At 67.4% G+C, this 12,761-nt stretch carries 14 protein-coding genes; 7 read left to right on the top strand and 7 right to left on the bottom strand.

All coding sequences use genetic code 11. The features are described 5' to 3' along the window. The first annotated feature begins 14 nt into the window (after positions 1–14). The 4 genes from AB0M15_RS08580 (at position 15) to AB0M15_RS08565 (ending at position 4,115) form a co-directional block, all read left to right on the top strand. The gene (locus AB0M15_RS08580) at positions 15–1,382 is read left to right on the top strand and encodes a S41 family peptidase (RefSeq protein WP_363815414.1); all 1,368 of its coding nucleotides are present in this window, start codon (positions 15–17) and stop codon (positions 1,380–1,382) included. Positions 1,383–1,577: 195 nt separating this feature from the next. Next, entirely contained in the window at positions 1,578–2,198 is a 621-nt protein-coding gene (locus AB0M15_RS08575) for an L-threonylcarbamoyladenylate synthase (protein WP_363815412.1), read from the top strand. Between the two features lie 288 nt (positions 2,199–2,486). Then, positions 2,487–3,458, top strand: a complete 972-nt coding sequence (locus AB0M15_RS08570; RefSeq protein ID WP_363815410.1) for a penicillin-insensitive murein endopeptidase — start codon at positions 2,487–2,489, stop codon at positions 3,456–3,458. 12 nt (positions 3,459–3,470) lie between these two features. Further along, positions 3,471–4,115: a nitroreductase family protein gene (locus AB0M15_RS08565; RefSeq protein ID WP_363815408.1), complete on the top strand. Its 645-nt coding sequence runs from the start codon at positions 3,471–3,473 to the stop codon at positions 4,113–4,115. Position 4,116: 1 nt separating this feature from the next. On the opposite strand, the gene AB0M15_RS08560 is transcribed toward AB0M15_RS08565, so the two are convergent. After that, positions 4,117–7,275 (bottom strand): glycoside hydrolase domain-containing protein, encoded by a 3,159-nt coding sequence (locus AB0M15_RS08560; protein WP_363815406.1) that lies wholly within the window; start codon positions 7,273–7,275, stop codon positions 4,117–4,119. Between the two features lie 159 nt (positions 7,276–7,434). On the opposite strand from AB0M15_RS08560, the gene AB0M15_RS08555 reads away from it, so the two are divergent. The 3 genes from AB0M15_RS08555 to AB0M15_RS08545 are packed head-to-tail and all read left to right on the top strand — an operon-like array spanning position 7,435 to position 9,019. After that, positions 7,435–8,031, top strand: a complete 597-nt coding sequence (locus tag AB0M15_RS08555) for a CGNR zinc finger domain-containing protein (RefSeq protein ID WP_363815404.1) — start codon at positions 7,435–7,437, stop codon at positions 8,029–8,031. Next, positions 8,028–8,714, top strand: coding sequence for an AzlC family ABC transporter permease (locus tag AB0M15_RS08550; protein ID WP_363815402.1), 687 nt, complete (start codon positions 8,028–8,030; stop codon positions 8,712–8,714). Before AB0M15_RS08555 ends, AB0M15_RS08550 begins: the two co-directional genes overlap by 4 nt. Beyond that, the gene (locus AB0M15_RS08545) at positions 8,711–9,019 is read left to right on the top strand and encodes an AzlD domain-containing protein (protein ID WP_363815400.1); all 309 of its coding nucleotides are present in this window, start codon (positions 8,711–8,713) and stop codon (positions 9,017–9,019) included. The genes AB0M15_RS08550 and AB0M15_RS08545 overlap by 4 nt, the downstream gene beginning before the upstream one ends. Here the strand turns inward: AB0M15_RS08545 and AB0M15_RS08540 are convergent. From AB0M15_RS08540 to AB0M15_RS08515, 6 genes are all read right to left on the bottom strand, one after another. Then, on the bottom strand, positions 9,000–9,503 hold the full coding sequence (locus AB0M15_RS08540; RefSeq protein WP_363815398.1) for a DNA polymerase ligase N-terminal domain-containing protein: 504 nt from the start codon (positions 9,501–9,503) through the stop codon (positions 9,000–9,002). The genes AB0M15_RS08545 and AB0M15_RS08540 overlap by 20 nt on opposite strands. Positions 9,504–9,586: 83 nt before the next feature. Then, positions 9,587–10,399 carry a SigB/SigF/SigG family RNA polymerase sigma factor gene (locus AB0M15_RS08535; RefSeq protein ID WP_363815396.1) on the bottom strand — a complete coding sequence of 271 codons (813 nt, stop codon included), beginning with the start codon at positions 10,397–10,399 and terminating at the stop codon, positions 9,587–9,589. 145 nt (positions 10,400–10,544) lie between these two features. Continuing rightward, positions 10,545–11,408: a LysR family transcriptional regulator gene (locus tag AB0M15_RS08530; protein ID WP_363815394.1), complete on the bottom strand. Its 864-nt coding sequence runs from the start codon at positions 11,406–11,408 to the stop codon at positions 10,545–10,547. Positions 11,409–11,664: 256 nt separating this feature from the next. Further along, on the bottom strand, positions 11,665–11,937 hold the full coding sequence (locus tag AB0M15_RS08525) for a DUF4235 domain-containing protein (protein ID WP_363815392.1): 273 nt from the start codon (positions 11,935–11,937) through the stop codon (positions 11,665–11,667). Next, positions 11,934–12,305: a DUF3618 domain-containing protein gene (locus AB0M15_RS08520; protein ID WP_363815390.1), complete on the bottom strand. Its 372-nt coding sequence runs from the start codon at positions 12,303–12,305 to the stop codon at positions 11,934–11,936. Before AB0M15_RS08520 ends, AB0M15_RS08525 begins: the two co-directional genes overlap by 4 nt. After that, on the bottom strand, positions 12,302–12,736 hold the full coding sequence (locus AB0M15_RS08515) for a phage holin family protein (protein WP_363815388.1): 435 nt from the start codon (positions 12,734–12,736) through the stop codon (positions 12,302–12,304). Before AB0M15_RS08515 ends, AB0M15_RS08520 begins: the two co-directional genes overlap by 4 nt. Positions 12,737–12,761 lie beyond the last annotated feature (25 nt).

The raw sequence follows: 12,761 nt of genomic DNA, 5'->3' as shown, positions 1-12,761 counted from the left end.
CAAGAGTTGGCTGCATGAAGCTCAAACTGCTGCCGATCGTCGGGATCGTCGCCGGACTCGTCTCAGCGCCCCTGTCTGCGCCGCTCGCGGCCAGTGCGGCGACTTCGACCGATGGCGTCTGGCAGATGGACGGCTACGGCACGATCGTTGCCATTGACAACGGAAAAGCCAAGCTGTTCTCAACTACTTCGATCAGTTGCACGCCCGCGGGCGAGTACACGCAGAACGGCGATCGCTTCACCGCCGAGGAGGAGCAGGCCTTCACCGTGCGAGGCCGGCGTGACCGCGCGGTGCTGCACGTCGAGGGCAACGTCGGCGACAAACACCTGCGCAGGTTGGCGAAACTGCCCAAGCTCTGCACGGTCCCCGGGGCGACCGGTCCGCTGGCCGTCTTCGACCAGTTCTGGACGACGTACGCCGAGAACTACCCGTTCTTCCAGGCCAAGGGCATCGATTGGAACAAGGTCCGCGCCACCAGCCGCCCGCTGGTCACGCCGGACATGTCGGACGAAGCGCTGTTCACCCTGCTGAGCAACATGATCAAGCCGCTCGGCGACGCGCACACCGCGATCCGTACTCCCGACGGCAAGCTGTACGCCGGCGCCCGGCCGGGGACGACGCTGCCGACGCTCGAACTCGAGGCGAAGCTGCGGCCCTACATCGAGCAGACCGCGCTGAAGGGCGTGAAGTACACGTCGTACGCGAACGACCGGATCGGGTACGCCGACCTGCCCGGCCGGATCGGCTATCTCCGGGTGATCGCGTTCCTCGGCTACGGCGACGTGCCCGACTACAACGCCGAGCGGGACACCTTGAACGCCACGCTGGACCAGATCCTCACGAAACAACGCACCAGCGGTCCGGCCAAGCTGCGCGGGCTGATCGTCGACCTGCGGATCAATGGCGGTGGTTCCGACCAGCTCGCTCTCGATCTGGCATCGCGGCTGACCGGCAAGCCGTTCTTCGCGTATGCCAAGCGCGCCCGCAACAACCCGGTCGACGCGACCGCCTTCACGACGCCGCAGCCGCTGTTCGTGCAGCCGTCCGGGCGGACGAAGTACACCGGACCGATCGCGATGCTGACCGGTGGCTCGCAGATGAGCGCTGGGGAGACCTTCACCCAGGCGATGATCAACCGCGTCCCGCGGCCGGTCAGGATCGGCGAGAACACCCAGGGCGTCTTCTCCGACACCCTGCAACGGACCCTGCCGAACGGCTGGGAGTACATCCTGCCGAACGAGGAGTTCCGCACCCGCGACTGGAAGTCCTTCGACGGCCCCGGCATCCCACCGGATCTCCACACTCCGGTCTTCACTGCCGCCGAAATCAACGGTCACCGCGACAGCGCCTTCGCCGCGGCCCTGAAGGTCCTGGTCAGGTAGCTCACCGAGGGCCGCCCGGATCCGACCCTGATCTAGACTCCAAGCCGTTCCCATCGCCAGGGAACGGCTTGGAGAATCAGTGTCATGACCACCCCGCCCCGGTTCGCCCGGCCGATCCTCACCACCGTCCTCGCCCTGACGACGCTGGCCCTGACCCTTCTGCTCTAGCCGAAGGCGTACCGCTAGGGTCGGCACATGGCGAGGTATTTCGATGTGCACCCGGAGAATCCGCAGAAGCGAGCGATCGGTCAGGTGGTGGACCTGATCCGCAACGACGGGTTGATCGCCTACCCGACTGACTCCTGTTTCGCGCTCGGCTGCCAGCTCGGCAACAAGGACGGCCTCGACCGGATCCGGACCATCCGGCACCTGGACGACCGGCACCACTTCACCCTGGTCTGCCAGGACTTCGCCCAGCTCGGCCAGTTCGTGCACATCAGCAACGCGGTCTTCCGCTCGATCAAGGCGGCGACCCCGGGCAGCTACACCTTCATCCTGCCGGCCACCAAAGAGGTCCCGCGCCGGCTGCTGCACCCGAAGAAGAAGACGGTCGGTGTCCGGATCCCCGACCACGTGGTGACGCAGGCGCTGCTGGAGGAGCTCGGCGAGCCGCTCCTGTCGAGCACCCTGCTGCTGCCCGACCAGGAGGAGCCGATGACCCAGGGCTGGGAGATCAAGGAACTCCTGGACCACCAGATCGACGCGGTCATCGACTCCGGCGACTGCGGCACCGAGCCCACCACGGTGGTCGACTTCTCCGAGGACACCCCCGAGGTCGTCCGGGTCGGCGCAGGAGACCCGGCCCCGTTCGAGTAGAGGGCCGGACCGCTTGGGTCGTACGGGCGGAGAGAACCGGCAGGCCGGTTTGGTTGCTAGCAGCAACGGTTGGTCCTCCGTGCATGCCTAACTCGGCTGGCAAGCGGTTGCCCCTGGTGTGTCGGGGTGAGTGGCGGGGGTTGTGCGTGCATGGGCGGTCCGCCGGGTAGCTCCGGTCGCAGGCGGGACTGGAGCACCCCGACCTCTTGCGGTGTGGAAAATTGTGTCCGAAAGTGGCCAGCAGAGGTTACTGATTCACGGACTCGACCGCCCCGAATGGAGACCACCGTGCCCTCGCTCAAAAGAACAGGTCTAGCTCTGCTCGCCGTGATCCTGCTGATCGGCGGGATCCCCGGCAGCGCCCAGGCGTATGCGAACGCGTTCTTCCCGACCCAGAACTCCGGCAACCGCGGCGCCGACGTGCAGGCGATCCAGTACCTGCTGCAGCACAACGGTCAGTCGGTGACTGCCGACGGCGTCTTCGGCGCGACCACCGTGACCGCTGCCAAGGCCTTCCAGAGCGCCAAGGGCCTCGGCTCCGACGGCATCGTCGGCCCGCAGACCTGGGGTGCGCTGGTGCCCACGATCCGGCTCGGCGACAACAACGCGGCCGTGAAGGCGCTCCAGGTCGAGCTGAACGCCAAACGCCGGCTCAGCCTCGCCGTCGACGGAGTCTTCAGTACTGCGGTCCGCGACGCCGTCGTCGCGTTCCAGTCGCACGCCGGGATCGGCGCTGACGGCATCGTCGGCCCGATCACCTGGCGCAACCTCACCTGGCACTACGACTACCCCGACTTCACCGCCAACCTCTGCGACCAGGACCCCGACGGCAACGGCACGGCCGCCAACTGGGCCGCCGCGGCCGCTGTCGCCCAACTGGAGGCGGCGACCCGCTCCTTCGCGAGCACCAACCAGGGCAAGGTCGGGTACGGCGACGCCGGCTTCGAGCACGGCGGCGACATCCCCGGCCACGCGAGCCACGACAACGGCATGGACATCGACATCTGGCCGATCCGTACCGACAACGCGCAGTGCACCGCCGGACGGATCACCTGGCAGTCAACGACGTACGACCGCGCCGCGACCCGCCAACTCGTCCAAGCCGTCCGGGCGGCGGCTCCCGGGCACGTGAAGTTCATCTGGTTCAACGACCCGACCCTCATCAACGATGGCCTGACCGCCAACTGGCCCGCCCACGACAACCACCTCCACATCCGCTACTGCGAGAAGGTCCACCCCAACAGCACTTACGTGTGCTGACAAACTGATGCGGTGACAACACTCGACCTGACCCCAGACGAACTGCTCACCACCACCCGGACCGTCCGCAAGCGGCTCGACCTCGAGCGGGCGGTGCCGATGGAGCTGATCCGCGAGTGCATCGAGATTGCGCTCCAGGCACCGTCCGGGAGCAACCGGCAGACGTGGCACTGGCTGGTGATCACCGATGCGGACAAGCGGGCAGCGATCGGGGAGTACTACCGGCGTTCCGTCGAGTCGTACCTGGAGTCCCCGGGTGCGGCCGGCCGCCTGCACGCCGACGACCCGGACAGGGCGCCTGTGCAGCAACGAGTCGGGTCGAGTGTCGCCTACCTGGGCGAGAAGATGGGCCAGGTGCCTGTCCTGGTCATCCCCTGCCTGCAGGTGAAGTCGCTGGGTGCGGGTAACCAGGCCGGCATCTGGGGCTCGATCCTGCCGGCCGCTTGGCAGTACTGCCTCGCTGCTCGTGCCCGCGGCCTCGGTACGGCGTGGACCACGCTGCACATGACCTATGAGCAGGAGATCTCGGAGCTGCTCGGACTACCGGAGGACATCCGGCAGTCCGTGCTGCTCCCGACCGCGTACTACACCGGCGACACCTTCAAGCCGGCTCCACGCCAGCCTGTCGAGGAAGTACTGCACATCGACGGCTGGTGAGTCACCTGACCTCCAGCTCGGACAGCTGCATCCGGTAGCCGCTCTCTCCGTCCGGGCGCAGCTCGGTCCCGCGTACCTGCACATACCTCGCAGTGGTCGCGGGGAACGTGTAGGCCTGTACGCCGGAGCCGGGCTGCGGCAGGTCGTTGACCGTGGCCACCGGGGTCCAGGTCGTGCCGTCGAGGGAGGTCTCGACGGTGAAGTCGATCGGGAACCCGTTCCCCGTGTTGGCGCCATCGGAACGGGCGTACAGGTCGACGCGGCTGATCAGGCTGGGGCCGCCGAGGTCGACTCTCGCGTACTGCGGGCTGCCGGCGGCGACGGACGCGCTGGTCCAGCCCATTGAGTTCCACAGCCTGGATTGGCGGGAGCCGTCGGTGAGGTTGGAACGCAACCAGCCCTCGGCGGTGAACTCCGACGAGGTCGACGAGCTGACCGCCCGTCCCGCCGCGAGGTTGCCGCCAGCAACTTCTACTTCCGCGAACTGCAGGCGGTAGGTGCCGAAGTTGTCCTGGCTGAGCTTGTTGCCGACAACCTTGACGTAGCGGACGTTCTGGGTCGCGAAGGGGAGGGTCTGGGCGGTCGCTGTCGGCTTCGGGTAGTTGGTCTTGGTGGCCACCGTCGACCAGGAAGAGCCATCGGCCGAGACCTGCACGGTGAAGTCGATCGGGAATCCGGTCCCCGCGTTGGCGCCGTCGCTGCGCGGGTAGAGATCCACTCGGCTCACGGGCTTGGCCGAGCCGAGGTCGAGCTGGATGGATTGCGCGTCGGTCGCTGATGCTGCCGCGGCGCTCGTCCAGCCCATCGAGCCGGTCACCGAGGTACGCCGTCCGTCCACCGCCGCCCGTGGGTTCCAGTCATCGCCGTCGTACGTCGAGCTGACGGTGACCGGCCGGGCCTCCGCCGGGTTGGTCTCCGGGTTGAGCCGGACGTTGTCGAACTGCACGCTGACGCCACCGCTGGCCAGTCCGACGCCACCGGCGCTGAACGCGTTGTCGGTGACGGTCAGTACAGGTGCTTGTCCCGATCCGGCGTAGACGGCGATCGTGTTGCCGCGCGCAACCACTCGAAGGCGATTGAACTGGCCGGGTGCGTAGCCGGTTGCTTGGGCATGTGCGAGGTTGGTGCCGCTGCGATAGACGAACACCTCGCCGTTGTTGCGCTGGGCGACCAGGTAGCCGCTCTCGAAGTCGGTGGTGTTGAGGTTGCGGACGACGAGGCCGGCCCAGTTGTTGTTGCCGTCGTTGCTGTTCACGCCGGTGATCTTCAGGTCGACGCTCGCGGTCAGGTCGGCGTACGCGCGGCCCTCGAGTCCGCTGACGAAGTCCCAGCGGGAGGTGTCGGTCTGGCTGAGTACGCCGCTCGTCGATGTCCAGGTGCCCTTGCCTGCTTGCCACGCAGAGGCGCCGGCGGTGAAGTCGTCGGAGTACGGGAAGGTCTGGTCGGGGCCGCCGCTGGCGAGGGCGTCGAGGACTTGGCGGTGGACGTCGTCGATCGCAGTACCGGAGTGGTCGATCGTGTAGGAGTTGGTGATGAGGGAGTTGGCGAGGGCCTTGGCCAGTACCGGCTTGGTCGCGGCGAGCTTGGTGAAGAGCTCGTAGTCCTCGACTCCGTCGAGTTGCGTCTCGCTGCGGACGCTGTCGTACAGGTCGTAGGCCGTTCGATTCGGGCGTACCAGGAAGTTGTCACCGGTCTGCGGGCCGTCGAAGGTGTCGAACTGGACGTACGGACCGCCGACGTTCTGGAACCAGTAGTTCCAGCCCCAGTGCAGGTAGCCGACCGCGTTGGCCTTCCAGGCGAGCAGCGGGGTGAGGCGGGTCTTGTCGAGGTGCGAGCCGATGAAACGGTTGAGGTACGGGCCGCGCGGGCCGATGCAGTTGTAGAGCCAGAGCTCGTTGCCGTTCAGCCGCTTGGTCTGGAAGTAGCCGACGTTGTCCTCGTACAGATTGAGGATCGGGGTGTTAGACGTGACCGTCGCGGGCGGGTTGTTGATGGCGAGCTCGGCCTCGTTGAGTTTCGGGTTCGGGAACGACTGCCGGTACTTCGCGTAGAGCCAGTTGGCCGCGGTGATCTCCTGCGGGTGGCTCGACTCGTCGTTGGCGCTCATGTAGAACTTGTCGGTCCAGCCCTTGGCGTCGAGGTGCTGCTTGAGCGCCGGGAACACCTTGTCCAGATAGGCGTTCGACTCCGCGGTGTTGGTGGCGACGGCGACCATCTGGGTCTTGCCGTCGGGGCCGCGCTTGAGCATCTCCAGGGTCGGGCTGGTACCGCCGTTGAGCAGGTGGGGTGTGTGGATCCACTGCAGCGCGCCTGCGTCGGCGTACGTCTGGATGAAACGGTCGAAGGTGCCCCACCCGAACGTGTAGTTGCCTGCAGCATCGATGACGGTGTCGGGAATGAGCAGCGCCTGGAAGTCGGCGAAGACCACGTTGTTGCGATGCTTGGCGTGGTTGCGGGCCATCGCCTCGATCACCTTCCACCAGTTGGCGTCGTACATCTGGACGCCGTACTGGATCGGGATCGACTTGATCGTGCCGTCGTAGTCCCAGCCGGCCGAGGTGGTCCAGTTGTTGAGCTTGAAGGTGGACTGGTTGGTCGGTGGGATGGTCGTCGGGTAGACGGTCAGCCGGACCGGTACTGCGACGTTGCCCGCACTGCTCTGGACGGTGGCTGTGCCGGTGTAGACGCCGGGTGGCTGATTGGTGGGGACGTGGACGCTGTAGTGGTACGGCTGGGTGAGGTTGGCGGCCAGAGCGCGCGGGGTGTTTTCGACGAGCGCGTCGTAGTACGCCGTACCGCCACCTGGCGCTGCTTCCACTTCGGCATCGCCTAGCAGGATGACGTTGGGGTGCAGGTACTCGCGCCGGACGGTGATCTCGCTTGCGGCGATGGTCGCTCCGCCGGGGCCGGTCAGTGCGCTCGGCGCGACTGATACTCCGGTGATCGCAGCAGTCGGCCGTACTGCGATCTGCGCCGCCTCGGTCTCGTTGCGGGCTGCGTAGAGGTCGATCGCGGTCGGAGCGCCGGCGGGTCTCGTCGTACCGGCGAACAGCCGGTCGGCGGCGCTGTGGGTCCACACCGGTGGGGGTGCGGCGTGGGCGGGCAAGGGGACCAGTGCGGCAATCAGCACCCCAGCGGCGATACCTGCGATTGTGCGCATTGCTGTCCTCCGGGCGGCAAAGGAGTCAGAAGTGTGCACGATTCTGTGATCACCCTCCGCGCCGGTCAACCCCGTGAGCCGTGACCGTCGCGTCCGAAACCGGCCACGCGTTGCCTAACAATCAAAACTCATTTAGCTTGTTAGGTGAGGTGATCTTGCATGACCTACCAGCCCGAACTCATCGGCGGCCACGGAGCCCTCGACCTGCTCAACACCATCTCCTGGCGCTTGGACCCCAGCCGCACGATCGACCGAATCGCAACCCCAGAAGCACTGGCCACCTGGTGCGCAGCGGTCGGCTTCGCCGACCTGCCGAGCGGGGGCGGGGAGGGAGCGGCGCCGGAGAGCGCCGGGGCGGAGGCGGCCGGAGGGTTGCTCGAGCGCGTTGCTGCGGTGCGCGAGGTGGTCTACGGCGCTGTGCTTCCGGTGGCGCGCGGGATGGAGGCGGCGGATTTGGGGGAACTGCAGCGATTGCTGGCGGGGGCCATCGAGCGGGCCACGCCCAGCGGCGTGCGGCCGTTGGATTGGCGGGGGGCTGGGCTGGTGGATGAGTTGGTGCTGGCGGCTGGGCGGTTGGTGGAGCGGGAGGATCTGGGGCGGTTGCGGGAGTGCCAGGACTCGGGGTGTGGGTGGCTCTTCCTGGATCGGAGCAAGAACGGGTCTCGGCGGTGGTGCAGTTCGGGGGACTGCGGGAATCGCGCCCGGGCGAAGAGGCACTACCAGCGGCTTCACCCAGGTACTGGGAGTCCGTCATGAAGAGCCTGACGCGAAGGCGGGAGTTTGTTGCGGGGATGCGGATGGGGGTGGGACCAGGCGCGGCTGCGTTCGTGCTGGCGTTGAGTTTCGGGGCGGAGGCGACTGCGCGGGGCTGGGGCTTCGGGTTGCCGGTGTTGTTCTCGATGTTCGCGTTCTCGGGGTCGGCTCAGTTCACCCTGCTGACGACGCTGGCCGGCGGGTCGGCGGTCGCGGCAGTGATCTCGGCGGTGTTGATCAACGCGCGGTACCTGGTGATGAGCGTCGCGCTCAACAACAGCCTGGAGGGCGGCCGGATCAGCCGGGCGATCCAGGCGCAGGCTTTGTGCGACGCGTCGTTTGTGGTTGCCCATCGCAACAACGGCGGCTATGACGTCGTCCGGCTGATCGGTGCGAGCGTCCCGCAGTGGCTGCTGTGGAGTTCCGGTACGGCGGTCGGCGCGTTGACCTCGCCGTCACTCGACCTGATGCACCAGCTCGGGCTCGATGTCGCCTTCCCGGCGTTCTTCCTGATCCTCGCCCTCGACGAACTGCGCCGCTCCAAACGAGCCCTGACAGCAGCCCTGCTCGGCGCCACGATCGCCGCGGGACTGCTCTTCGTCACTACCCCGAGCTACGCCCTGCTCGGCGCGATCGCGGCAGCACTCCTCGGCGTACTGCCGCAGAAGGAAGGCGATCTCGCATGAAGCTCTGGCTGTCCGTCCTCGCGGTGACCGTGATAAGCTGGCTGATGAAGGCCAGCGCACCGCTCGTCATCGGCCACCACAAACTCCCACCGAGCGTGATCAGAATGACCGCGCTGACCGCTCCGGTCCTGCTGGCCGGCCTGATCGTCACCGAGCTGGGCGGCGAGCACTGGCAGGCCCTGGACTGGACGAAGATCGTCGGTACGGCGACTGCCGGCGGACTGTGCCTGGCCAAGGTGCCGATGCTGCTGGCTGTTGCCGGCGGCATCATCATCACCGCGGTGATCAGGCTGAGCCTGCGGTAGCCGCCATCTCCTCGATGGTCAGCCCACTCAGGATCGACCGCGGCTCGGCCACCGTCAGATCCAGCGAAGGATCAGCGGCCTCGTCGCGGACCTTCACCAGCAGCCAGTCGCCGTCACGCCCGGTCCGCGTGAACGCCCACGAACCGGTCAACTTCACGCCCTGCAAGGCGAAACGGAAGTGCCCGCGCTCGATCGCCAGCGCCGGCTTGACCAGCTTGCGGTCCTTGTCCCGCGTCTGGTTCTGATAGTCGCCTGCATCCCACACGATCACCGCGCCGCTTCCATACCGGGCGCCCTCATGCACACCCTCGTACGTCGCATACTCCATCGCGTGATCGTCGGTCGGCACCGCCAACCTCTTCACCACAGGATCAAGCGAAGGCCCACGCGGAACCGCCCACGACTTGAGGACGCCATCCACTTCCAGGCGTACGTCATAGTGCATCCGCCGCGCATCATGCTGCTGAACCACGAAGACAGGCATGAACCCTCCGCTAGTGGTCCGCCGCGCAGACAAGTTTACGGCGGACCACCGCGGGGAGCGCGCTGCCAGGTCTGACGGGAGGGTCAGGCGGCGGCAGCGGCGGGTGGCTCGATCTGCTCGCGCAGGCGGTCCAGGATGCCGCGCAGCAAGCGGGAGACCTGCATCTGGCTGACGCCGATCTCGGCGCCGATGTCGGCCTGGGTGTGACCCTCGATGAAGCGCAGTTCGAGGATCTTGCGTTCGCGCGGGTTGAGGTCGTTCAGCACCGGCTCGAGCATGGCGACCGCCTCGGTCCGCTCGAACGCGCTGTCCTCCTCGTCCGCGATCGTGTCGGCCAGGCTGGCCGTGGACTCCCCGTCGAGCGGGCGGTCCAGCGACAGTACGGAGAAGCAGCCGTCGGCCGCGAGCGCCGCCTCGACCTCGGCGACCGTCGTGCCGACTCGCTCGGCGAGCTCCTCCAGGGTGGGATCACGCTGCAGGTCCTGCACCAGCTGCGGTCGCACGGAGGCGATCGAGCCCTGCAGTTCCTGCAGTCTGCGCGGGATCCGCACGGTCCAGGAACAGTCCCGGAAGTAGCGCTTCACCTCACCGCGGATGGTCGGTACGGCGTAGGCGAGGAACGGTGTCTCGGTGTCCGGGCGGTAGCTGCGGGCGGCCTTCACCAGCCCCAGGTACGCGACCTGGTCGAGATCGTCGGATTCGACGCCCCGGCCGCGGAAACGGCCGGCGATACTGTGGGCGATTCCGAGGTTCAACTCGATCGCTTCGTCCAGCAGGAGCTGCCGGACTGCTTCGTCGGTGGACTGCGCGCGCCGGGTGAGAAGGTCCCGGGTGGTCAGATCGCGCTGCTGCTTCGGATCGCTGTGCTTCTTCGGTTCGGCAAGTACGGTAACCATGATTCTTGACCTCGCGACTTTGAGTCACGGCGCGGCACATGTCTGGACCGCGGTCAATATCTGTGTGAGTCATTCCTACCCCATGAATCGCGAAGTTATGCACCCGAGGGTCGAATTACACGAACTCGCAGGCTGCCCTCAACGTTCAGTCGAGACTTCGCAACACGGCCAGCGCGGCTGCCGGCGTGCGGGGTGAGTCACGCCAGCGCAGTGACCAGCCGTACGGCGGTACGCCGGCCGCGAGTGGCCGGACGACTACACCGGGTGGGTAGGGCGTCGACAGGAGACCGAGCGCGACGCACTCGCCGGCCTTGACCAGTTCGGCGGCCGAACTGCCGGTCGCGGGATGGCGGCGCGGGGCGAATCCCGCAGTACGGCAGCAGGCGAGGACGAACTCGTTCCACTCCGGTGCGAGGTCGTCCTGGGGGAGGTAGTGCAGTTCGTCGGTCAGCTCACGCACTGCGACCGACTCGGCCGCCGCGAGTGGGTGTCGTGCGGGGAGGGCGACCCCGAGGGCCTCGCGGCGGATGATCCGCTGCATGACTCCGTCGGGGCAGCGGGCGGTGGAGCCGCAGAGGGCCAGGTCGAGTTCACCGGCGAGCAGGCGCTGCTGTTGCTCGCGGGTGCCGCGGCTGGTGATCTCGAGCCGGAACGAGGGCAGCCGGTCGCGCAGCCGGGCGAGCACGGCGCGCGGGGTGGCGAGATTGGTGTGCAGCACGTCGATCCGGAGTACCTGATCGCGCTGGGCGGCAGCGGTCGCGTCGGCGACTCCCGACCTGATCGCTTCGAGCGCGCCGCGCGCGTGCGGGAGGAACGCGTCACCGGCGGCGGTCAGCGTCACGCCGCGGGGCGAGCGGTCGAACAGTTGCGCGCCGAGCTGGGTCTCGAGCCGGCGGATCTGGTTGCTCAGGGCTGGTTGAGAGACGTACAGCCGGCGTGCCGCGGCGGTGAAGTGCAGTTCCTCCGACATCACCAGGAAGTAGCGCACCAACCGTAAATCGACGTCCATGCCTGTCGGACCTTCTCCACACACTCGACCGCCAGAAGCCTGCGACGCTAGTGCTACCGACCGTCACCCGTCGAGGGTTCGGCGCGGAGAACACGAATCCCTTACACAGAACGAAGAAAGTGTCGGCTGTTTACCCGACAACGCAGGGGACGGCCCCGGCGCTGTCTGCTCAACGCCGGGGCCGATGGCAACCGTTGTCTTGCTACCTTCCAGTGCCCTTCGATCCGGTCCTCAATCGAGGTCTGGGTCACATCCTTCAGTTCCCGGGCCACTCCCCGGTCCAGCGCTCGAACGCCTTCGCGCCACCGCGGTCGATCGCCGCCTTGACCACGGCGTACAGGGCGCCCTGCAGTGCGGCGGCGAGCAGGACCTGGCGCCACGGGTACTCGGACTGCAGCGCGTCGGGTGCGTCGTCCTCGTCGCTGATCCGTCGCCAGACCTGCTTGAACACGGCACCCGCGACCAGCCCGCCCGCGATCCCCGACAACAGCCCGAACGGCCGGTAAGCGATCTTGGCCGCCTTACTCACCGGCCCCGCCCCACGATCCAAGCAGCAGCCCCGACACCCAACGCCACGGCGCCGCCGACGGCAGCAGCCGCCTTCGGGTGCTCCCGCGCAGTCGCGGGCATCTGCTTGGCCCGAGTCGGCAGGTTCTTGGCGCCGTCCTTGGCGCGCTCGCCCGCAGTACCGGCCATCTGCACGGCGCGCCCACCGGCGGTACCGGCTGCTTGTACTGCGCGGTGGCCGGCGGTTGCCGCGGATTCCTTGATGCGGCGGGGGACGTTCAGCTGGCGGGTCAGTTCCTGGACCGTGTCGGCCAGGTGCCGGCGGGTCAGTTCGAGGTCGGCCCGGAGGGCTTCGGCCTCGGTCATCTTGGTGTCCTTGGTGGTGGTCATGCGCTGACCTTTCCTTCCGGCTGGTGGCCCTTGAGGGCCTCGAGATCCTCGTGCACGCCTTCGACGGCGTGTTCCGGCAGCGGCGGAGTGGCGTGGCCGACATGCCGCTTGCCGAGCAACGCCGCGACGCCGGCGACCGCGAACAGCACCAGCGCGACGATCAACGCCGACAACCAGGCCGGTACGGCCGCAGCCAGCCCGAGAATCGCCGCGGCGACCAGCGCGCCGACGCCGTACACGGCGACCGTTCCGGCACCACCGAACAAGCCGATGCCGATCCCGGCCTCCTTGCCCTTGTCCTTGAGCTCGGCCTTGGCCAGCTGCAACTCGTCGCGAACCAGCCGGCTCACGTCGTTGCTGAGCTGAGCGACCAGAGCGCCGACATGCTGCTCCTGATGGTCCTCGTGGATGGTTTCCGGGTGCGTGGTCATGACAGCCCGGTACCCACGCTCCGTG

It is taken from the genome of Kribbella sp. NPDC051718, assembly GCF_040681515.1.
In the GTDB taxonomy this organism is placed as follows: domain Bacteria; phylum Actinomycetota; class Actinomycetes; order Propionibacteriales; family Kribbellaceae; genus Kribbella.
This window is presented reverse-complemented; position numbering and strand designations above follow the sequence as displayed.